Source organism: Citrobacter sp. 50677481 (assembly GCF_001463265.1).
Classification (GTDB): Bacteria; Pseudomonadota; Gammaproteobacteria; order Enterobacterales; family Enterobacteriaceae; genus Citrobacter_A; species Citrobacter_A sedlakii.
This window is the reverse complement of the sequence record NZ_LNHZ01000048.1, coordinates 29,380-49,925: the sequence shown is the minus strand read 5'-3', so window position 1 is coordinate 49,925 and position 20,546 is coordinate 29,380. Positions and strand designations below refer to the sequence as shown.

General features: G+C 57.3%; 19 protein-coding genes. 4 read left to right on the top strand and 15 right to left on the bottom strand.

Going from position 1 to position 20,546, the window contains the following annotated elements; translation table 11 throughout:
• The 3 genes from truA to pdxB all read right to left on the bottom strand — a co-directional run bounded on the left by truA (position 1) and on the right by pdxB (position 3,024).
• Positions 1–813: a tRNA pseudouridine(38-40) synthase TruA gene (gene truA, locus APU02_RS11760; RefSeq protein ID WP_042290744.1), complete on the bottom strand. Its 813-nt coding sequence runs from the start codon at positions 811–813 to the stop codon at positions 1–3.
• Entirely contained in the window at positions 813–1,826 is a 1,014-nt protein-coding gene (locus APU02_RS11755) for an aspartate-semialdehyde dehydrogenase (RefSeq protein WP_060570096.1), read from the bottom strand. The genes truA and APU02_RS11755 overlap by 1 nt, the downstream gene beginning before the upstream one ends.
• A 61-nt stretch (positions 1,827–1,887) precedes the next feature.
• Positions 1,888–3,024: a 4-phosphoerythronate dehydrogenase PdxB gene (pdxB, locus tag APU02_RS11750; protein ID WP_042290746.1), complete on the bottom strand. Its 1,137-nt coding sequence runs from the start codon at positions 3,022–3,024 to the stop codon at positions 1,888–1,890.
• Between the two features lie 103 nt (positions 3,025–3,127).
• Between pdxB and flk the strand changes: the two genes are divergently transcribed.
• Positions 3,128–4,129 carry a flagella biosynthesis regulator Flk gene (gene flk / locus APU02_RS11745; RefSeq protein WP_042290948.1) on the top strand — a complete coding sequence of 334 codons (1,002 nt, stop codon included), beginning with the start codon at positions 3,128–3,130 and terminating at the stop codon, positions 4,127–4,129.
• Here the strand turns inward: flk and APU02_RS11740 are convergent.
• Positions 4,126–5,304, bottom strand: a complete 1,179-nt coding sequence (locus APU02_RS11740; RefSeq protein WP_042290748.1) for an MFS transporter — start codon at positions 5,302–5,304, stop codon at positions 4,126–4,128. The genes flk and APU02_RS11740 overlap by 4 nt on opposite strands.
• Before the next feature lie 103 nt (positions 5,305–5,407).
• Positions 5,408–6,625, bottom strand: coding sequence for a beta-ketoacyl-ACP synthase I (gene fabB / locus APU02_RS11735; RefSeq protein ID WP_060570095.1), 1,218 nt, complete (start codon positions 6,623–6,625; stop codon positions 5,408–5,410).
• Between the two features lie 158 nt (positions 6,626–6,783).
• Between fabB and mnmC the strand changes: the two genes are divergently transcribed.
• Entirely contained in the window at positions 6,784–8,784 is a 2,001-nt protein-coding gene (mnmC, locus tag APU02_RS11730) for a bifunctional tRNA (5-methylaminomethyl-2-thiouridine)(34)-methyltransferase MnmD/FAD-dependent 5-carboxymethylaminomethyl-2-thiouridine(34) oxidoreductase MnmC (RefSeq protein ID WP_060570094.1), read from the top strand.
• Positions 8,785–8,826: 42 nt separating this feature from the next.
• Here the strand turns inward: mnmC and APU02_RS11725 are convergent, their stop codons facing one another.
• Genes APU02_RS11725 through prmB form a run of 6 tightly spaced genes read right to left on the bottom strand, consistent with a single transcriptional unit; the run spans position 8,827 to position 13,367 of the window.
• A complete protein-coding gene (locus APU02_RS11725; RefSeq protein WP_042290754.1) occupies positions 8,827–9,105 on the bottom strand; it encodes a YfcL family protein in 279 nt (92 codons plus the stop codon).
• Between the two features lie 32 nt (positions 9,106–9,137).
• Complete coding sequence (locus tag APU02_RS11720; RefSeq protein ID WP_042290756.1) at positions 9,138–9,686, bottom strand: elongation factor P hydroxylase; 549 nt, start codon at positions 9,684–9,686, stop codon at positions 9,138–9,140.
• Positions 9,686–10,495 (bottom strand): sulfite exporter TauE/SafE family protein, encoded by an 810-nt coding sequence (locus tag APU02_RS11715; RefSeq protein WP_042290758.1) that lies wholly within the window; start codon positions 10,493–10,495, stop codon positions 9,686–9,688. Before APU02_RS11715 ends, APU02_RS11720 begins: the two co-directional genes overlap by 1 nt.
• Complete coding sequence (gene mepA / locus APU02_RS11710) at positions 10,495–11,319, bottom strand: penicillin-insensitive murein endopeptidase (protein WP_060570093.1); 825 nt, start codon at positions 11,317–11,319, stop codon at positions 10,495–10,497. Before mepA ends, APU02_RS11715 begins: the two co-directional genes overlap by 1 nt.
• Before the next feature lie 3 nt (positions 11,320–11,322).
• Positions 11,323–12,408 (bottom strand): chorismate synthase, encoded by a 1,086-nt coding sequence (gene aroC / locus APU02_RS11705; protein WP_060570092.1) that lies wholly within the window; start codon positions 12,406–12,408, stop codon positions 11,323–11,325.
• A 26-nt stretch (positions 12,409–12,434) separates the two neighbouring features.
• The gene (prmB, locus tag APU02_RS11700) at positions 12,435–13,367 is read right to left on the bottom strand and encodes a 50S ribosomal protein L3 N(5)-glutamine methyltransferase (protein ID WP_042290764.1); all 933 of its coding nucleotides are present in this window, start codon (positions 13,365–13,367) and stop codon (positions 12,435–12,437) included.
• A gap of 165 nt (positions 13,368–13,532) precedes the next feature.
• Between prmB and smrB the strand changes: the two genes are divergently transcribed.
• A complete protein-coding gene (smrB, locus tag APU02_RS11695; protein ID WP_042290766.1) occupies positions 13,533–14,084 on the top strand; it encodes an endonuclease SmrB in 552 nt (183 codons plus the stop codon).
• Positions 14,085–14,185: 101 nt separating this feature from the next.
• On the opposite strand, the gene sixA is transcribed toward smrB, so the two are convergent.
• The 4 genes from sixA to APU02_RS11675 all read right to left on the bottom strand — a co-directional run bounded on the left by sixA (position 14,186) and on the right by APU02_RS11675 (position 18,797).
• On the bottom strand, positions 14,186–14,671 hold the full coding sequence (gene sixA, locus APU02_RS11690) for a phosphohistidine phosphatase SixA (RefSeq protein ID WP_042290767.1): 486 nt from the start codon (positions 14,669–14,671) through the stop codon (positions 14,186–14,188).
• Between the two features lie 194 nt (positions 14,672–14,865).
• The gene (fadJ, locus tag APU02_RS11685) at positions 14,866–17,025 is read right to left on the bottom strand and encodes a fatty acid oxidation complex subunit alpha FadJ (RefSeq protein ID WP_060570091.1); all 2,160 of its coding nucleotides are present in this window, start codon (positions 17,023–17,025) and stop codon (positions 14,866–14,868) included.
• Positions 17,025–18,335, bottom strand: a complete 1,311-nt coding sequence (gene fadI / locus APU02_RS11680) for an acetyl-CoA C-acyltransferase FadI (RefSeq protein WP_060570090.1) — start codon at positions 18,333–18,335, stop codon at positions 17,025–17,027. Before fadI ends, fadJ begins: the two co-directional genes overlap by 1 nt.
• A gap of 177 nt (positions 18,336–18,512) precedes the next feature.
• A complete protein-coding gene (locus tag APU02_RS11675) occupies positions 18,513–18,797 on the bottom strand; it encodes a YfcZ/YiiS family protein (protein WP_024132813.1) in 285 nt (94 codons plus the stop codon).
• A gap of 371 nt (positions 18,798–19,168) precedes the next feature.
• Here APU02_RS11675 and fadL point away from each other — a divergent pair, with 371 nt between their 5' ends.
• Positions 19,169–20,500, top strand: a complete 1,332-nt coding sequence (fadL, locus tag APU02_RS11670; RefSeq protein WP_042290772.1) for a long-chain fatty acid transporter FadL — start codon at positions 19,169–19,171, stop codon at positions 20,498–20,500.
• Positions 20,501–20,546 lie beyond the last annotated feature (46 nt).

Sequence of the window (20,546 nt, the reverse complement as noted above, 5' to 3'; positions counted from 1 at the left end):
TTAGTCCGCCAGGAACAGCGGGCCCATAGGCGGTTTCGGAAGATCAAACCGGTCCGGATAATCCACCGCGACCAGATACAGCCCTTCCGCTTTCGCCGTTGCCGCTGCAAGCGTTCTGTCCTTTGCCGCTAACAGCTCTGCTATCCAGCTCTCCGGCTGGTTGTTGGCGCCCACTTCCATCAGGCTGCCGACAATATTCCTGACCATATGATGTACAAAGGCATTGGCTTTGATATCGACCACCACATATGCGCCGTAACGCGACACGCTAATATGCATCACGTTACGCCACGGCGTGCGCGACTGGCACTGAACAGCGCGAAACGAGGTAAAATCGTTCTCGCCAATCAGGCATTGCGCCGCGCGGTGCATCCGCTCGGCATCCAGCGGCTCATAGTAATGCGTGACGCCTTTGGCTAAAACCGCCGGACGCAGCCGATGATTGTAGATGATGTAACGATAACGACGAGCCGTGGCGCTAAAGCGGGCATGAAAATCGTCAGGTACAGCTTTCACCCAACGCACGGCAATGTCACCAGGTAAATTCGCATTTACGCCTAACGTCCACGCCGCGTCTTTTCGCTGTGCGGTCGTTTCGAAATGGACGACCTGCCCGGTGCCGTGAACGCCCGCATCGGTACGGCCGGCGCAGAAGACGGTAATCGGCTCATTGGCAACCTGGGAGAGTGCTTTTTCCAGCTTTTCCTGCACGCTGCGCACTTCGTTCTGACGCTGCCAGCCATAATATTTGCTGCCGTCATACTCAATGCCCAGCGCAATTTTATACACCGGCGGCTGTAGCTGGTCGGACATTAGTAGAGATACTCCTGCACCAGCTTCTCGGCAATTTTCACCGCCATCAGGGCGCCGCCAAAGCGAACGTTATCGGCCACCGACCAGAACTGTACTTGCTCCGGCATACCGTAGTCGTTACGCACACAGCCTACGGAAAGCTGCGCGTTGCCAGACGCATCGCCGACCTGAGTGGGGAAATCCGTTTCGTCGGACAGCATGATATCCTCGCCCCGGGCGAAGGCGTCACGGGCCTCTTCTGCCGCCAGCGGACGCAGAGCTTCAAACGCGACCATCTGCGCGTGGCCGTAAAACACCGGCGACCGCACGCAGCTTATGGAGATCATCAGCCCGTCATCCTGCATAATTTTGCGCACTTCATCGACGATACAGCGCTCTTCGCGCACGCTGCCTTCCCGGTCCGGCAACAGCGGTAACATGTTGAAGGCCAACTGGCGACCAAAGAAATCGTCCTCATCGATCGGGATCCCGTTCAGCAGCTTCGCGCTCTGCCCGGCGAGAGCATCGACCGCCTTTTTGCCCTGTGCGGAGGCCGAAAGCAGGCTGGTCACACTGATGCGGGACAAACCGCCCTGGTCGATCAGCGGCTTCAGCGACGCCAGCAGTTGGCTGGTCAGGCTGTTCGGGACGGCGATAACGTTACGGTTACGGTAGTCCGCCAGCACGAACGGGTTCACTTCCGGCACCACCAGCGGCACGTCCGGCTCAAGGGCGAACAGACCGCTGGAGTCAATCACCAGGCATCCTGCGTTGGTGGCGTCGTCCACCCACGCCGCCGTAGCCTCTACGCCCGCGACAAAAAACGCCAGCTGCGCCTGCGTCCAGTCGAACTCTGCCGCATCCTGCACCGTTACCGTTTTTCCGGCAAAACGCAGATGTTCACCCGCGCTTTCTGGCCGCGCCAGCGCATAGATCTCACCGACCGGGAACTGGCGTTCTGCCAGAGTTTCAAGCAACGCTTCGCCAACGGCGCCCGTCGCGCCGAGAACGGCAATATTCCAGCCTTCAGACATGGTGGTTTACTCCAGAAATAGCAAAGCTCCCCACTGCGGGCAGGGAGCGACAAAAAGAATGTTAGCGAGCCGGATGATGAACGGCGTTAAACCCGAGCTGATGCAATAGCGCGGCGGCGCTGGCGTCGTCGCACATCACATACAGTGACGACCATTCGCGGCGCTCAAGGTAAGTCTTGCGCAGTTTATCGAATTCACCCGGTATCCCGGCGACGTGACGCAGCGGCGCATCGTCGCGGCGCACATCATACACCAAATGCGCCAGTCTTTTCAGCGTTGGCTGATCTAACGGGCCGTGGAGCGTGATACGGCCAAATTCCGGGGCGGGCAGCAGCGTATCAAGCGCGACATGTTGGGCGCGCCCGATAAACGCGCTAAACGCTTCAAAGACCTGGGTGGTTCCGCGCGCTTTGCCTTCCAGCGTATAGCCCGCAATATGCGGCGTACCGATATCCACTTTACTGAGCAGTTCTACGTTCAGGTCCGGCTCCCCTTCCCACACGTCCAGCACTACGCTCAACTGCTGTCCCGCGTTCAGGCGCGCCAGCAGCGCCGCGTTATCCACAACCGCGCCACGACAGGCGTTGATCAGGATCGTCCCTGGCTTCAGACGGGCGATCAGCGCTTCATCCGCCAGATGCAAAGTCTTGTACGGACCGTCTTTAAACAGCGGCGTATGGAAGGTCAGGATATCCGCCTCCCGCACCAGCTCGTCAAGCGAGCGGAAATCGCCTTCGTCGCCCCGGTCCGCCCGCGGCGGATCGCACAGCAGCGTACGCACGCCGAACGCTTCCAGCCGCGCCTGTAAACGGCGGCCAACGTTACCGACCCCCACAATACCTACGGTACGATCGCGCAGGGCAAAGCCGTCGCGTTCGGCCAGCATCAGCAGCGCGGAAAAGACGTACTCGACGACCGCAATCGCGTTACAGCCAGGCGCCGCCGAAAAACCAATACCGGCCTGCGCAAGCCAACGGTCATCCACGTGATCGGTTCCCGCCGTTGCCGTGCCGACAAATTTCACCGGTTTCCCCGCCAGCAGCGCTTCATTCACTTTGGTGACCGAACGCACCATGAGGGCGTCCGCATCGTCCAGTTCAGCAACCGGGATTGGGCGGCCAGGAACCGCTTTTACCTCGCCCAGTCGGCTAAACAATTCGCGGGCATAAGGCATATTTTCATCAACGAGAATTTTCACGTCTTTCGTACCTGTTTGAGAACGAGTGTTAACCGGGCAAGTGTGCCATAATCTGGCCGCCAGGCATACTTTGCTAAGATTGATGGTTTAAGGATACGTGATGATGCAACCCATTTCCGGTACTCCCGCGCGCCCTCCGGGTGAAGGGCAACCCGCTTCTTCCGCTGCGGGCGAACAACCGCTCTCTACTCAACAGCGGACGGTACTGGAGCGACTGATAACCCGCCTGATTTCACTGACGCAACAGCAAAGTGCGGAAGTGTGGGCCGGAATGAAACACGATCTTGGCGTGAAAAGCGACACACCGTTGTTGTCCCGCCATTTCCCCGCCGCAGAGCACAATCTCAGCCAGAGACTGAGCGTCGCCCAGCAAAATCATGCCAACCGACAGGTGCTGTCGCAGCTAACGGAATTATTGAGCCAGGGGAATAACCGTCAGGCGGTGAGCGATTTTATTCGCCAGCAATATGGACAAACGGCGCTCAGCCAGCTCACGCCGGATCAGCTAAAGAATGTACTGACGCTGCTCCAGCAGGGACAATTGTCTATTCCGCAACCACAACAGCGCCCGGCAACCGATCGCCCGCTGCTGCCTGCGGAACACAACACCCTGAACCAGTTGGTGACCAAACTGGCCGCCGCGACGGGAGAGTCCGGTAAGCTTATCTGGCAATCCATGCTGGAACTGTCGGGCGTGAAAAGCGGCGAGCTGATCCCGGCGAAGCATTTTACCCATCTGGCGACCTGGCTTCAGGCGCGGCAAACGCTCAGTCTGCAACACGCCCCGACCCTGCAATCGCTGCAGGCGGCGTTGAAGCAACCACTGGAGCCGGCAGAACAGGCATCGCTGAAAGAGTATGCCCAGCACACCTGGCAGATCCAGCCGCAGACGGTGTTGACCACCGCCCAGGTTCAGGATCTGCTGAATCAGATCTTCCTGCGCCGCGTTGAGCGCGACAAAGCGCTCAGCGATCCGCTTCATATTCAGCCAATCTACAGTCCGTTTACCCCGGTGATCGAAACCTTCAAAGCGGCCGCCGCCCGTCCCGGACTGCTGTTTCTCGCCCTTATGGTTGCGCTGCTGATTTTCTGGCTGGTGGTTTAACCCCGGCGAAACGACAGGATCGTCACCAGAATCCCTACCACGGCGGAAATCGCCCCCGCAAGGAAAACTGACGGATAGCCACAGGATGTGGCCAACACGCCCGCCAGCGGGCCAGTGATGGCGTAGGAGATATCCTGAAACGCGGCGTATCCCCCCAGCGCCGTCCCGCGTACCTGCGCCGGGACACGCTTGACCACCTCAACGCCCAGCGCGGGGAAAATAAGCGAGCAGCCCGCCCCGGTTAACGCCGCGCCAAGCAGAGCAATCCACGCGGTTGGCGCCAGCCATAGCAGCACCAGACCCACGGTCTCGACCAATAAAGAAGCGATAGCGACTTTAACACCGCCAAAGCGATCCGGCATCCAGCCAAACAGCACGCGCATGAGGACAAACGCACCGCCGAACGCGGTGAGGGTAAAACCCGCCATTGCCCAGCCGTGGCTGGCGAAATAGAGCGAAATAAAGGTGCCGATAACCGCAAAACCCACCCCCTGCAACGCAAGGCCGAGACCGGGTTTCCAGATAAGCCCGACCACGCTCCACAGAGAAGGTCGTTCTCCCGTCTGCGCGGGCACTTTACGTACCGTGCCGTTAAATGCCCATGCCAGCAGCGGCAGCGCCATGGTGGTTCCTGCCAGCGCGGCAAAACCAAAGTGACTGTGGATGAGTAAACCCAGCGGCGCCCCTGCCGCCAGCGCGCCGTAAATCGCCATCCCATTCCAGGACATCACTTTACCGGAACGCGTTGGCCCCACCAGACCCAGCCCCCAGGTCAGCGTACCGGTAAGCAACTGGCTTTCTCCAAAGCCGAGGATCAGGCGACCTGCGATCAGCAGCGCAAATTTCACCGGCGCAGAGACGGGCAACAGCGCCGCCAGCAGCCATGCCCCGCCCGCCAGCGCGCAGGCGAACATGCCCTGCAACGCCGAGCGCTTGGCGCCGTACTGATCGGCGAGCCGTCCGGCATAGCCGCGCGTTAACACGGTGGCGAGAAACTGGATCCCGACGGCGATCCCCACCATCGTATTGCCATAGCCCAGTTCATGGTGGACAAAAAGTGGAATCACGGGCAGCGGCAATCCAACCGTCATGTAGGTCAGGAACACCGCAAAGGCGATACGGAACAGTGAGAAATTGGCAGAAGATGTGGATTCTTTTTCAGCTACGACAGCCATGCATGACTCCAGGCAGCAGAACAAAAAAGGGAGCCTGAAAGCTCCCCTTTGAAATCATCAGGTTCTGCCGGATAGCGGCGATACGCCTTATCCGGCCTGTCACTTACGCTTTCAGCTTGCGCATAACCAGCGTGGCGTTGGTGCCGCCGAAACCAAAGCTGTTGGACATGACGGTGGTCAGTTCGCGCTCGGTGGTTTCTGTCACGATGTTCAGTCCGGCAGCCTGCTCGTCCATCTCTTCAATGTTAATGCTCGGCGCGATAAAACCGTGTTCCAGCATCAGCAGAGAATAAATCGCTTCCTGCACGCCAGCGGCGCCCAGAGAGTGACCGGTCATGGCTTTCGTCGCAGAAATAGCCGGGCTGTTATCGCCAAACACTTCACGAATGGCGCCCAGTTCTTTCACATCACCAACCGGCGTAGAGGTGCCGTGGGAGTTCAGGTAGTCGATGGGGGTGTCCACGCCGTGCATCGCCATCTGCATGCAGCGAACCGCGCCTTCACCGGACGGCGCGACCATGTCTGCGCCATCGGAGGTTGCGCCGTAGCCGACGATCTCCGCATAAATGCGTGCGCCACGGGCCAGCGCGTGCTCCAGTTCTTCAACCACAACCATCCCGCCGCCGCCAGCGATAACGAAACCGTCACGGTGCGCATCATAAGTCCGGGACGCTTTAGCGGGTTGATCGTTGTACTTAGTGGACAGCGCGCCCATCGCGTCGAACTCACAGGCCATTTCCCAGCCCAGCTCTTCGCCGCCGCCGGCAAACACGATGTCCTGTTTGCCCAGTTGGATCTGCTCTACCGCATTCCCAATGCAGTGCGCGGAGGTCGCACAGGCGGAGCTGATCGAATAGTTTACGCCGTGAATTTTAAACGGCGTCGCGAGGCAAGCGGAAACCGCAGAACCCATCGCTTTGGTGACGACGTACGGCCCCACCGCTTTCAGGCCGCGCGGGCTACGCATAGCGTCCGCACCGAATACCTGCGCTTTGGAGGAGCCGCCGGAACCGGCAATCAGACCCACGCGCGGGTTGTTCTGATACACCTCATCGCTCAGGCCCGCGTCAGCGATAGCCTGCTGCATGGAAAGAAAGGCATAAATAGAGGCATCGTTCATGAAACGAACCACTTTACGGTCGATCAAACCGGTTGTATCCAGCTTGACGTTACCCCATACGTGGCTACGCATTCCCGCATCTTTAAACTCTTCGGAGAAGGTGATCCCTGAACGTCCTTCACGCAGAGATGCCAGGACTTCCTGCTGGTTATTACCGATGCTGGAAACGATGCCCAAGCCAGTAATCACTGCACGTTTCATTCAATACCTCTGTAAGTCGCACTATAGTAAGTTTCGACTGGCACAATAGCGTACACTTGTACGCCGAACAAGTCCGATCAGCCATTTTGTCCGGAAATTTGCGCCGCCTGGCACACATCGCTAAGATCGTGGCACTGCCCGTCAGACGAGTAACTTACGTGAAACAAAATGCCATACAACCCGCCAACCTCGAATTCAACGCTGAGGGTACACCTGTTTCCCGAGATTTCGACGATGTGTACTTTTCTAATGATAATGGCCTTGAAGAGACACGTTACGTCTTTCTCGGCGGCAACCGGATCCCTGAGCGTTTTCCGGAACATTCCGACCCGCTGTTTGTGGTCGCAGAGAGCGGCTTCGGCACTGGCCTGAACTTTCTGACGCTCTGGCAGGCGTTTGCCGCGTTTCGCGCCACGCACCCTGAGGCTACGCTACAAAGATTACATTTTATCAGTTTTGAAAAATTTCCCCTGCACCACGACGATCTGGTCGCCGCGCACCAGCGCTGGCCTGAGCTGGCGGCGCTTGCAAAGCAACTCCACGCCCAGTGGCCGTTGCCGCTGGCGGGCTGTCATCGCCTGCTGCTGGATGAAGGACGCGTCACGCTCGATCTGTGGTTTGGAGATATTAACGAACTTACCGACCAACTGGATGACAGTCTGCATCAGAAAGTGGACGCCTGGTTTCTCGACGGCTTCGCGCCCGCCAAAAACCCGGACATGTGGACCCCGGGACTGTTTAACGCTATGGCGCGACTGGCGCGACCCGGCGGTACGCTGGCAACCTTTACCTCCGCGGGATTTGTGCGCCGGGGTTTACAGGAAGCCGGTTTCACCATGCAGAAATACAAAGGTTTTGGCCGCAAGCGTGAAATGCTGCGCGGGGCGATGCTTCAAAGACTTACGCCTGTCGCCAGAGCGCCGTGGTTTGTCCGCCTGGGCAGCCTTAAGCGTGAAACGGCTATTGTTGGCGGCGGTATCGCCAGCGCCCTGCTGTCCCTGGCGCTGCTGCGTCGCGGCTGGCGGGTCACGCTCTATTGCGCGGACGAAAAACCTGCCCAGGGCGCATCGGGAAACCGTCAGGGTGCGCTTTATCCCCTGCTCAGCAAGCACGATGCGGCGATAAATCTCTTTTTCCCCGCCGCCTTTACCTTTGCCCGCCGTCAGTACGATGCTCTCCCGGTTGTTTTCGATCATGACTGGTGCGGCGTCACGCAGGCCGGCTGGGACGAAAAAAGCCAGCAGAAGATCGCGCAACTGTTGTCGCTGGAACTCCCCGACGCGCTGGCGCAGGCGGTAAAAAGTGGACACATGGAAGCATTAACCGGCGTTGATATCGACTGCGCTGGCATTTCCTATCCGCTGGGCGGCTGGCTGTGTCCGGCGCAATTGACTGCCGCAGTGCTGGCGCTGGCTGAACAACAGGGGCTACGTTGCCATTACCGTCATTCGGTCGACGCGCTAAGCGCGACGGCGCACGGCTGGTCCCTGCGCTTTGCCGACGGCACGCAGGCTGAACATGACGTCGTGGTGCTGGCGAACGGCCATGCGATTAACCACTTCACACAGACACAGCCGTTACCCGTTTACCCGGTCGGCGGTCAGGTCAGTCATATTCCCGCCACGCCTGCCCTTTCCGCGCTTCGCCAGGTGCTGTGCTATGACGGTTATCTTACCCCGGTAAATCCGGCTAACCAGCACCATTGTATTGGCGCCAGCTATCATCGCGGCAGTGACGCAACGGAATATCGTGAGGACGATCAGCAGCAGAACCGGCAGCGGTTAATTGACTGCTTCCCGACGGCGAAATGGGCGCAAGAGGTGGATATCAGCGGGAAAGAGGCGCGCTGCGGCGTGCGCTGCGCTACTCGCGACCATTTACCGATGGTCGGCAATGTACCGGATTACGCCGCCACGCTAACGCAGTACGCCAGTCTGGCCAGGGATCCTTCTTCAGCGGCAAACGCGCCCGTACATGAGGATCTCTTTATGCTCGGCGCGCTGGGATCACGCGGCTTGTGCTCCGCGCCTCTGTGTGCGGAAATCCTGGCGTCGCAAATGAGCAATGAACCCCTTCCGCTGGATGCGGGTACGCTGGCGGCGCTCAATCCGAATCGTTTATGGGTCAGGAAATTACGGAAAGGGAAAACGGTGAAATAATGGAATGATGCCGGATGGCGACGCCATCCGGCAAAGGCGCGATTATTGGCTGGTCGCCTTCTGGAACAACGCATCCCACATCTCTTTGACTAACGCCTGATCGCGTGGTGACAGTTCACCCGCACCGATCGCTTTCTCGAGACTGCTGGTGACGTTGGCGTAAACGGCGTCCGCGGAATGGTCATCACGCCCTTCCAGCTCCGCCACGGCTAACGTCAGGTGGCCACGCAAATACCCACTGGCAAACAGCTCATCGTCGCTGGCGTGTTCAACCATGTCGTCGATTAATGCCAGAATGCGTGCTTCAAACTCCGCGATCATCTTCTTTCCTCATTGTAAACGTGGCGCTGGCTTTAGTTTAGCGCTTCCGGCCACGGGAACTGTTCCGCCTTAAGGTCGGGCGTGTGATAATAATCTTGTAACGCTTTGATAAAGCGAGCCGGCCGTTCAGGAATGCCCTTTTCCAGATACTCCATCACCTGCGCATGAACCCGACGCTGAAACACCACGCGGTCCGGTTCGACGTCGCCTTCCAGGTTGTCGCAACTGACGTTGAACGGATACCCCGCCGCCACGCAAAACAACCAGTCAAACGCTTGCGGTTTCACTTCCACATCTTCGAACTTGCTTTGGGTCGCCGCGTCCCGTCCGTCCGGGCAGTACCAGTAACCAAAATCAACCTGTTCACGGCGCGCTTTCCCGGCAATACACCAGTGCGAAATCTCATGCAGGGCGCTGGCGTAAAAACCGTGAGCAAAGACGATCCGGTGATACGGCACCTCTGCATCAGCAGGAAGATAGATCGGTTCGTCATCGCCTTTAATCAGACGGGTATTAAAATCGTCAGCAAAGCAGTCGTTGAACAGGGTAATTAACTGTTCATAGTGGTGTGTACTGTTCATTAATTCATCCCCAGCCAGTGGAGAATCTCCTGTCCATGGTTATCATAAAGTAGTTTGGCGCTCATCACCGCCGAGACGATGACGATCATAGGCCGAATCAGCTTTTGTCCCTTGCTCAATACCAGGCGTGAGCCCATGCGCGCGCCGAGAAACTGCCCAATCAACATAACGAACCCGGTTGCCCAGATCACTTTACCGCCAATCATAAACAGCAGCAGGCCGCCGATGTTCGACGTGGCGTTCAGCACTTTGGCGTGGGCGGTGGATTTGGCGAGGTTGTAGCCGCAAAGCGTGACAAACGCCAGCGCGTAAAACGACCCGGCGGCAGGGCCGAAGAAGCCGTCGTAAAACCCGACGCAACCCCCCGCGACCAGCGCAAACGGCAAGCCGTACAGGCGACGCTGGCGATCATCTTCACCCAGCTTTGGCATCAGCAAAAAATAGAGACCGATGCAGATCACCAGCACCGGGAGGATCTGACGAAGCACGTCTGCCTGCACGTGCTGCACCAGCAGCGCGCCGCTCATCGAGCCAATAAAGGTCATCGCGATATTCAGTTTCTGATCGGCAAGATCCACCACCTTACGGCGAATAAAGTAGATAGAGGCGGAAATTGAGCCGCCGCAGGCCTGCAATTTATTGGTGGCCAGCGCCTGAGCGGGAGACATGCCTGCCGCCATCAGCGCGGGGATGGTCAGCAGTCCGCCGCCCCCCGCCAGTGAATCGATAAAACCAGCCAGCATCGCAACAAAAAACAGCACAACCAACAGCAGCGGGGAGACCATAAACAGGTCGGCGAAATTATCCATTAGAGTACATGCTCATCCAGTAGCGCCTGGCAGGAAGGCGGCAACGGTGGCGGTGTCTTCTTCTCAGGCTTTGTTGTTCCAGGTTTTGGGGGTTCAAACCAGCTTTGCAGTTCAGCGCCACAACCGTCGCCTGGCGGAGGCAAAGGTTGATCTTCGCACTCCAGGCTGTCAGCAGGGCACCGTAATCGTACATGCATATGCGCGCGATGCTGGAACCAGGGTCGCACTTTACGCAACCAGTCGCGATCGTTTCCTGCGTCCAGGCAAAGCTGTTGTTTGATCGCCGGATTCACGAAAATGCGGGTGACGTCATTATCTTCCGCCGCGAGCTTAATCAGGCTAAAGATTTCCGGCTTCCACAGTGAAGGCACAACGTGCTTTCCGTCGCGGGCCACCAAATCCAGCGCCTGCGGTCGCAGCAACTGCGCCTGAGTCCAGCGTGTCTTTGGTAATTGCAGGAAAATGTCCACATCCAGACCGCTCTGATGGCTGGCGTGGCCGCCGTTAAACCGGCCACCGGCCGGCATGCCCATATCGCCAATCAGCACCGTTCCCAACCCCAGGTTATTCACCCGGGTGCTCAGACGCTGAATGAACAGCACCAGATCGGGGTGACCAAAATAACGGCGTTGGTCGGTACGCATGACCTGATAGTGTTCCGACTGGACCGGAAGCGTATCGGCGCCAACGATACAGCCGTTCGAAAAGCTGCCGATCGACTGCGCGCTGCCCGCTATGGGCTGGGTTATTTTCTGCCACGGCGTCGCCGCCTGGCTGACGCTGCCGGCAAGCAGTGCCAGCAGCGCAATCGCGGTTTTTATCATCTCTTACCAGCGTGGAATATCTGTTTTGACATCCGCATTTTGCGCCCGCTGGCGCAGCAAGTGGTCCATGAGCACGATCGCCAGCATCGCCTCAGCGATCGGCACCGCGCGGATCCCGACACACGGATCGTGACGGCCTTTGGTGATCATCTCGACTTCTTCGCCAAAGCGATTAATGGTACGACCCGGAACGGTAATACTGGAGGTTGGCTTCAGCGCCATGTGGGCAATAATTTGCTGCCCACTGCTGATCCCACCCAAAATGCCGCCCGCATGGTTGCTCTGGAAGCCCTGCGTCGTTATTTCGTCACGGTTTTGGCTTCCGCGCAGCGCCACCACGTCAAAACCGTCGCCAATCTCAACGCCTTTCACGGCGTTAATGCTCATCAGCGCATGGGCGATATCGGCGTCAAGACGATCAAATACCGGCTCGCCGAGACCGGCGGGAACGCCGCTGGCTACCACCGTTACCTTAGCGCCGATAGAATCACCCTCTTTTTTCAGTGCCCGCATCAGTTCGTCAAGGGCGTCGATTTTGTCCGGATCCGGGCAGAAAAAAGGGTTCCGTTCCACCTGCTCCCAGTCTTTGATCGCCAGCGGAATATCGCCCATCTGGGTCAGGCAGCCCTGGATGCGGATGCCGTATTTTGCCGCAAGGTATTTCTTGGCAATCGCGCCCGCCGCCACGCGCATCGCGGTCTCGCGCGCGGACGAACGCCCGCCGCCGCGGTAATCGCGCAGGCCATATTTCTGCTCGTAGGTGTAGTCGGCGTGTCCCGGACGAAACACGTCCTTGATGGCGCTGTAATCCTGCGAACGCTGATCGGTATTTTCGATCAGCAAACCGATGCTGGTGCCGGTGGTGACGCCTTCAAACACGCCAGACAAAATTTTCACCTGATCCGGCTCACGGCGCTGGGTCGTGTAGCGAGACGTGCCAGGACGCCGCCTGTCGAGATCGTGCTGCAGGTCAGCTTCGGTCAGAGGAATGCCCGGCGGCACCCCGTCAACAATGCAGCCCAGCGCCAGCCCGTGCGATTCGCCAAAGGTGGTTACCCGAAAGAGTTGTCCAATTGTATTTCCTGCCATTGCGATTCCGTTGTCGTCGTTGTGATTTAGTCTTTATAGAGGCTGAAATGCTCGCGGGCGGCCAGTAACTCGGCTTTGGTCAGCATAAAGACGCCATCGCCGCCGTTGTCGAATTCCAGCCAGGTAAACGGCACATCAGGATAGTGTTCCATCAGATGTACCATGCTGTTCCCGACTTCACAAATCAGAATACCGTTATCTGACAGGTAGTCCGGCGCGTTGCCCAGAATACGGCGGGTCAGTTTCAGGCCATCTGTCCCTGACGCCAGCCCCAGTTCAGGCTCGTGACGATACTCATTCGGCAGATCGGACATATCTTCCGCGTCCACATACGGCGGGTTAGTCACGATCAGATCGTACTGGACTTTTGGCAGGTCGCGGAACAGGTCCGAACGAATGGGGGTGACATGGTGCAGCAGGCCGTGCTCTTCAATATTGTGCTCAGTGACCGCCAGCGCGTCGGCGGAGATATCCACCGCGTCGACTTCCGCTTCCGGAAACGCATAGGCGCAGGCAATAGCAATGCAACCGCTGCCGGTACACATGTCGAGAATATGCTGCGGCTGTTGGCGAATCAGCCCTTCAAAACGGTTGTTGATCAGCTCGCCAATCGGCGAGCGCGGCACCAGCACGCGTTCATCGACGTAAAATTCATGGCCGCAGAACCAGGCTTTATTCGTCAGATAGGCCACCGGAATACGCTCGTTCACCCGGCGGATCACCCGCTCAACAATGCGGTGGCGTTCGCTGGACGTCAGACGCGCGGTGCGCATGTCTTCGGGAATATCCAGTGGAAGATAAAGTGACGGCAGCACCAGTTGAACGGCTTCATCCCACGGGTTGTCGGTGCCGTGACCGTACCAGATATTCGCCGCGCTAAAACGGCTGACCGCCCAACGCAACATGTCCTGAATGGTATGCAGATCACTTACTGCTTCATCAACGAAAATTTTATCCACCTGTTCCTCCAGGGCATGTACGCAATAATTTCGGCGGCTAGTTTGCCACGAAGCCAGCGATAAATCAGCATTCACACAGGGGACAGGCGCGAAAATTGCGTTTTACGCATTCGCATCGCCGGTGAGTCGGGTAAACTAACGGAAAATGAAAAATGAGACAGCAGAATGAAAAAGAAAACATCGCTCAGCGAGGAGGACCAGGCGCTGTTCCGGCAACTGATGACCGGCACCCGGCAGATTAAGCAGGACACGATTGTCCATCGCCCGCAACGTAAAAAAATCAGCGACGTTCCCGTTAAGCGGCTTTTGTCGGAACAGGCGGACGCCAGCCACTATTTTTCGGACGAATTTCAGCCGCTGTTGAATACCGAAGGCCCGGTAAAATACGTACGTTCCGACGTCAGCCACTTCGAGCTGAAGAAAATGCGGCGCGGAGATTATTCACCGGAACTGTTTCTCGATCTTCACGGCCTGACGCAGCTGCAGGCGAAGCAGGAACTCGGCGCGCTGATTGCCGCCTGTCGCCGGGAGCACGTTTTTTGCGCCTGCGTCATGCATGGTCACGGTAAGCATGTACTGAAACAACAGACGCCGCTGTGGCTGGCGCAGCACCCACACGTGATGGCTTTTCATCAGGCCCCAAAAGAGTACGGCGGCGACGCCGCGTTGCTGGTGCTGATAGAGGTGGAAGAGTGGCAACCGCCCGAACTGCCATGATGTAAGGTTGCCGGTGGGTGGCGCAAGCGCTATATCTGGCCTACGAAACAGTCAGCACCGCCGTAGGCCGGATACGCGAAGCGCCATCAGGCAGCGGATGTTTACATCGCTTTTGCCATTTTGAGGTTGCACGGGCTCATCTGCCAGTTGAACACCCCTTTGCCGCTTTCGTCCAGCGTGACGCTGGCGATCGCTGATGTGGTAAACATAGGCGGCGTTTCTCCCGGGCACAATTCAGACACCAGGTAGCCGACTAACGGCAGGTGGGAGATCACCAGAACGCCGGAGACGCCTTCATTGGCCAGCGCCTGAAGATACGCGCTGACGAGGCCGACATCGCCGCAGGGCGTCAACTCCGGCAGAACGTCAACGTTACCCGGCAGGTTCATGCACTCCCCTACCTCGTCCAACGTTTGCTCGGCTCGCAGGAACGGGCTCACCAGAACACGTTCGATATCCACTTTTTGACCTTTCAGCCAGTTCGCCATAAGGCGCGATTCGTCACAACCACAGACGGTTAAGGGACGAACCGAATCACTGGCGGCGTCGAGGGCCGCGTCGCCGTGACGCATGATAAAAACTTGCATATTGCACCGCTTTTGTTAACCAGAATCACCCGCATTCTTGCTGAAACCGTCTGAACGGTCGCCGAAATGCGGTGGCCGGCATTGTGCCTTATCCGTTCACCGAATGAAACGCTGTTTTTTACCTCAACGCTGTAAGTATAGTCAATCTGTGTTTACAATTTAACCAACTCACGGCCATTCGTTGCGGATTCACCCTACATTTGACCTTTAAAATTCAGGCCAGTTGCATCTGCTTTCCAGAAACTTTCACCCCGCTCCGCCATCTGCAATAACGCATCGCACGGCGTAAACCGTGGACCGTACTGCGAAGCCAGGCGTTGCAATACCGCAACCACTTCACCCGCGCCGAGAGAATCCATATAACGGAACGGACCACCGAGAAACGGCGGAAATCCAATGCCGAATACCGCGCCAATATCACCGTCGCGAGCGCTGCGGATCACCTGTTCATCGAAGCAACGCGCGGCCTCATTGAGCATCAGCATCACGCACCGTTCAGCCATTTGCCGGGCGGAAAGCCTGCTCTGCCCCTGAACGCCAATAAGCGTATAAATCGCAGGGTCGACCTGTTTTTTGCTTTTACGCCCTTTTGCACCATAAAGATAGAAACCGCGACCATTTTTTCTGCCTTTGCGATCGTCGTTCAAAATTGAGGAAACAACATTTGCAGGGGCGCTAAAACGCTCGCCATAAGCGGCTTCCAGAACGGGAATAATTTTCGTGCCGGTATCGATTCCCACTTCATCCAACAGTTGGACAGGCCCCACCGGAAAACCAAATTTCACCAACGCGCTGTCGATAGCGTCGACCCGCTCCCCCTCAGTCAGCATGCGTATGGCTTCGTTGATATAGGGTGCGAGAATACGGTTTACATAGAATCCGGCCTTGTCGCGCACCACGATAGGTGTTTTACCCTGTTTCTTCGCCAGCTTAACGGTGGTGGCGATGGTCTGCTCAGAGGTGGCGGCATGGGGAATGACCTCGACCAGGGGCATTTTTTCAACCGGGCTGAAAAAATGCAGACCAATCACCTGCCCCGGCCTGGCGGCATGGGCGGCGATGTCGCTAATCGGTAAAGATGAGGTGTTAGAGGCAAAAATGGTATGGGACGCGCAGTTTTGCTCAACTTCCGCCACCATCTGCTGTTTTAGCGCCAGATCTTCAAAGACAGCTTCTATGACCAGGTCACGATGGGAAAATCCGCGATAGTCGGTGGCGCCTGAAATCAACGCCAGCTGTTTGTCCCGTTCGCTGGCTTTGATATGGCGACGACGTACCTTTGTTTCAAGCTGATCCCAACTGTACTTCAGCGCATGATTGATGCCGTGAACATTAATGTCTTTAATGCGAACCGGTAAGCCGCCTTTACAGGCCGTCACGTAGGCAATTCCTCCACCCATCAGCCCGCCCCCCAGCACGCCAACGCTGTTAAGTGGCCCCGGCGGGGCATCGCTACCGGGATCTTTTTTCACCTCGGTACTGGCAAAGAAGATATTGCGTAACGCCTGCGATTGCGGCGTCATCGCCAGCTCGCCAAAAGCGCGGGCTTCCGCGTCGTAACCGCTGCTGCTGCCCTGCGCCAGGCCAGTTTCGATCACCTGAAGAATACGTTCTGTCGCCGGGAAGTTACCGTGTGTTTTCTGTTCGGTTTTTTTACTGACCATACGGAACAACAGCGCGCGCCCCAGCGGCCCCGCCAGAACGCGTTCGCGCACCGGCAGCGTTCGCGACGTTGACCGATCCTGTTTAGCCCGTTCAACCGCAGCCTCGAGCAGAATCGACAACGGAACCACATCGTCCACCAGTCCCATCTTTAACGCCTGCTTCGCACGCAGTTGTTTGCCGGTGAGGATCATCTCCAGCGCCGTACTGACTCCGACCAGCCGCGGCAAACGCTGTGTGCCGCCGGAACCCGGCAGCAGCCCCAGTTGTACTTCCGGCAGGCCCAATACCGTTTTGCTGTCATCGGTACAGATTCGCTCATGACAGGCCAGCGCCAGTTCCAGTCCGCCGCCCAGACAGGCGCCGTGAATAGCGGCGATGACGGGCACCGGAAGACCGTTGATTTCCGCCATCAGTTGTTGTCCCTGACGCGCCAGCGCCTCCGCTTCCTGCGCGCTTGCGCAGTTGCCAATCATGTTGATATCCGCGCCAGCAATAAAATTATCCGCTTTCGCGGAAATAAAAACGACGCCGCGCAGTTCCCTGTTTTCGCGAAGCTGTTTCAGGATCGCGCGTACCTGACTCGCAAACTCCGCTTTCAGGGTGTTCATCTTTTCACCGGGTACATCTATGGAGATAACCGCCACATTGTCCGGACGCAGATTAAGCGTAAAAGCCGATGTCATTTCCATTATTCTGCCTCCAGAACCATCGCCGCACCCAGACCGCCTGCCGCACAGGCAGTGACTAAACCGAAGCCGCCTCCCCGACGGCGCAATTCGTGCAGAGTCTGGGTGATCATCCGGGCGCCGGTGGCGGCAAACGGGTGCCCGTAAGCAATCGAACCACCGAGTACGTTGAACTTGCTGTCATCCACCTCACCGGTGGCATGGGCGCGTCCCAACACCTCGCGGGCAAAACGCTCACTGCCCAGCAGTTGCAGATTCGCCAGCGTCTGAGCGGCAAAGGCTTCGTGCATATCAATCAGCGTCAGATCGCTCAGGCTTAAGCCCGCCCGATCCAGCGCCAGCGGCGTTGACCAGGCCGGTCCCAGCAGCATGTCCTGCCAGACATCGATAGCGGTAAAGGCGTAGCTGCGTAAATAGCCGAGCGGAATCAGCCCCAGCTCTTTCGCGCGGGATTCGGTCATCAGGATCACCGCTGCCGCCCCGTCTGTCAGCGGCGTACTGTTGGCGGCGGTCACCGTACCATGTTTACGGTCAAAGGCCGGACGCAGTCTGGCGTAATCCGCCAGCGTCGAGTTGCCGCGAATATTGTTATCTTCAGACAGCGGCGCCTTGAACGGCGGCGTCCAGGCGGTCATCACTTCATCGGCTAACTTTCCTTCCGCCCACGCCTGCGCCGCGCGCTGATGTGAACGGTGGGCCAGCGCATCCTGCTGCTCACGGGTGATTCCGTAGGTTTTCGCCATCTGTTCCGCCGTATCTCCCATCCGCAGGCCAGTCGAATATTCGGCGACGGCGGGCGGCACGGGCATCAGATCGCGTAAGCGCAGGCGGGAAAAGAGTTTCAGACGTTGCCCCATCGTCCTCGCTTTATTCACATCCACGAGGACTCGCGCCAGTTTTTTACTGACGCCAATGGGCAATACCGACGAGGAATCCGCGCCACCGGCAATCCCCGCGCGGATCGTACCCGCCATCAGGCTTTCCGCTACGTTAGCGACCGCCTGAAAGCTGGTCGCGCAGGCGCGGCTTACGCTGTAAGCGTCGGTATGCACGCTCATACCGGTGCCGAGGACAATTTCACGTGCGATATTTGGCGCTTCCGGCATCTGGACAACCTGACCAAAGACCAGTTGCTCTATGACGTCTACGGGGATCTCACTGCGGGCCAGCAGTTCGCCCACCACCATTTTGCCAAGATCGACAGCGGGAATACCATGAAAGGCGGTAGCCTGGCGGGCAAAAGGGGTACGTAACCCGCTCACAATGGCAATGCGATCGCCCTGGCGGGTGACCAGCGGTATAGCCTGACTCATAACACTCCCCTGTAAAAATAAAATAAGTGGTCTGACCTGATCATAGTCTTAACCAATTTTTTACATTTAGCCAAGCAGGGGCGGATGAAAGTGAGAGCTGTGACACAGTGAATAATGACGGGATGAAACGAAAAAGCCCCGACAAAAGGTTGTCGGGGCAGATAAATAATGAAGGGATTAACGCAGACCGAGCTGGAAGATCAGGGTTTCGGCTTCGCAGGCAAAGACAAAATCGATGTCCAGGCGCACGCCGTCAGATTCTTCCGTGAAAGTCGGAGTAATTTGGCAAGGCTCGGACTCCACGTTCCGCGCTTTTTCGGTCAGCGCCGCCAGCGTTTCTTCCGCTTCTGCGCGGTTAGCGAACACACGGCTGTATGACGCGGTGCAATCGGAGTTGTCCATGATGGTACCAACGTCCATACAGCAGCAAACCGGGGTTTCATCAGCACTGCATTTACTCATTGTAGATTTCCTCTGTATTCGCACCCAGGGTGCCAGATAAACGATAGCGATATTTTACGCCTCCGACTTTCGCCTCTCCAGTCGTTAATGGTGGGAAATGCGAGAAGTGACCGAAATCACACTTAAAAATGATCTAAAACAAATTCAACCCAAACGGCTATGTGCGCTCCCCGGCAAAATTGCCAGCTGGATCGCGTTTCTGAGATCACAATTGAAAAAACTTATAAACATACTTGCAACATATCAGCTGGTCAGACCTATACTCACGCCACTGGTCTGATTTCTATGTCGTACCGCAGACCCTACACTTCGCGCTCCTGTTACAGCATGTAACATAGTTTGTATAAAAATAAATCATTGAGGTTATGGTCATGAGCCAGAAAACCCTGTTTACAAAGTCTGCTCTCGCAGTTGCAGTGGCACTTATATCTACCCAGGCCTGGTCTGCAGGCTTTCAGCTAAACGAATTTTCTTCCTCTGGCCTTGGCCGGGCCTATTCAGGTGAAGGCGCTATCGCGGACGACGTGGGTAACGTTAGCCGTAACCCGGCGCTGATCACCATGTTCGACCGCCCAACCTTCTCGGGCGGCGCAATCTTTGTTGATCCGGACGTGGATATCTCCGGTCGCTCGCGCATTGGTAATGATGCCAGCCAGGATAACATTGCGCCGACGGCGTGGGTGCCAAACCTGCACTTTGTGGCCCCGATTAACGATCAGTTTGGTTGGGGGGCATCTGTCACCTCTAACTACGGCCTGGCGACGGAGTTTAATAACAACTACGCCGCGGGCTCCATGGGTGGAAAAACCGATCTGGAAACGCTCAACCTGAACCTGAGCGGCGCCTATCGTCTGAACAATCATTTCAGCTTCGGCCTCGGGTTTAACGCCGTTTATGCCAAAGCTAAGCTCGAGCGTTATGCCGGCGACTTGCCGCAGCAAATCGTGGCAGGCTCCGGCGGACGTATTCCTCCGGCACTGGCGGCGCAATACCCGGCGGATACCCAGATTGCGCGTCTGAAGGGCGACGAATGGGGCTTCGGCTGGAACGCCGGGATCCTTTATGAAGTCGATAAAGACAACCGTTACGGTTTTACCTACCGTTCAGAAGTCAAAGTTGACTTCGACGGCGATTACCGCAGTAGCCTGCCATCGACTGACCGTATTCCGCCGCAACTGCGTCCGGTCTTTGCCAGCCTGCCTGCTGGAACTAACGGCGGGACGATCGACGGTTCACTTAACCTGAACCTGCCGGAAATGTGGGAAATTTCAGGTTACAACCGCGTCGCGCCACAGTGGGCGGTTCACTACAGCATGGCTTATACCAGCTGGAGTCAGTTCGAAGAGCTGAAGGCGAAAGGCAGCAACGGTCAGACGCTGTTTTATAAAGAAGAGGGCTTTAAAGACTCTTATCGCATCGCGCTGGGTACAACCTATTACTATGACGATACCTGGACGTTCCGCACCGGTATCGCCTTTGATGACAGCCCGGTTCCGGCCAACCGTCGTTCCATTTCTATTCCGGATCAGGACCGCTTCTGGCTGAGCGCTGGCGCTACCTATGCCTTCAATAAAGATGCCTCAGTGGATGTTGGCGTGTCTTACATGCACGGCCAGAAAGTGAAGTTTGAAGAAGGCCCGTACTCTTTCGAATCTGAAGGGAAAGCCTGGCTGTACGGTATGAACCTGAACTACGCATTCTGATCATGGTCAGATGAAAAAAAGGGGGCGCCTTCTGGCGTCCCCTTTT

Bases quoted from the DNA above. Each gene is read 5' to 3' on its own strand.
- truA (WP_042290744.1), bottom strand. From the start codon at position 813: ATGTCCGACCAGCTACAGCCGCCGGTGTATAAAATTGCGCTGGGCATT.
- APU02_RS11755 (WP_060570096.1), bottom strand. From the start codon at position 1,826: ATGTCTGAAGGCTGGAATATTGCCGTTCTCGGCGCGACGGGCGCCGTT.
- flk (WP_042290948.1), top strand. From the start codon at position 3,128: ATGCAACCCATTTCCGGTACTCCCGCGCGCCCTCCGGGTGAAGGGCAA.
- APU02_RS11740 (WP_042290748.1), bottom strand. From the start codon at position 5,304: ATGGCTGTCGTAGCTGAAAAAGAATCCACATCTTCTGCCAATTTCTCA.
- fabB (WP_060570095.1), bottom strand. From the start codon at position 6,625: ATGAAACGTGCAGTGATTACTGGCTTGGGCATCGTTTCCAGCATCGGT.
- APU02_RS11725 (WP_042290754.1), bottom strand. From the start codon at position 9,105: ATGATCGCGGAGTTTGAAGCACGCATTCTGGCATTAATCGACGACATG.
- APU02_RS11720 (WP_042290756.1), bottom strand. From the start codon at position 9,686: ATGAACAGTACACACCACTATGAACAGTTAATTACCCTGTTCAACGAC.
- APU02_RS11715 (WP_042290758.1), bottom strand. From the start codon at position 10,495: ATGGATAATTTCGCCGACCTGTTTATGGTCTCCCCGCTGCTGTTGGTT.
- mepA (WP_060570093.1), bottom strand. From the start codon at position 11,319: ATGATAAAAACCGCGATTGCGCTGCTGGCACTGCTTGCCGGCAGCGTC.
- aroC (WP_060570092.1), bottom strand. From the start codon at position 12,408: ATGGCAGGAAATACAATTGGACAACTCTTTCGGGTAACCACCTTTGGC.
- smrB (WP_042290766.1), top strand. From the start codon at position 13,533: ATGAAAAAGAAAACATCGCTCAGCGAGGAGGACCAGGCGCTGTTCCGG.
- sixA (WP_042290767.1), bottom strand. From the start codon at position 14,671: ATGCAAGTTTTTATCATGCGTCACGGCGACGCGGCCCTCGACGCCGCC.
- fadJ (WP_060570091.1), bottom strand. From the start codon at position 17,025: ATGGAAATGACATCGGCTTTTACGCTTAATCTGCGTCCGGACAATGTG.
- fadI (WP_060570090.1), bottom strand. From the start codon at position 18,335: ATGAGTCAGGCTATACCGCTGGTCACCCGCCAGGGCGATCGCATTGCC.
- APU02_RS11675 (WP_024132813.1), bottom strand. From the start codon at position 18,797: ATGAGTAAATGCAGTGCTGATGAAACCCCGGTTTGCTGCTGTATGGAC.
- fadL (WP_042290772.1), top strand. From the start codon at position 19,169: ATGAGCCAGAAAACCCTGTTTACAAAGTCTGCTCTCGCAGTTGCAGTG.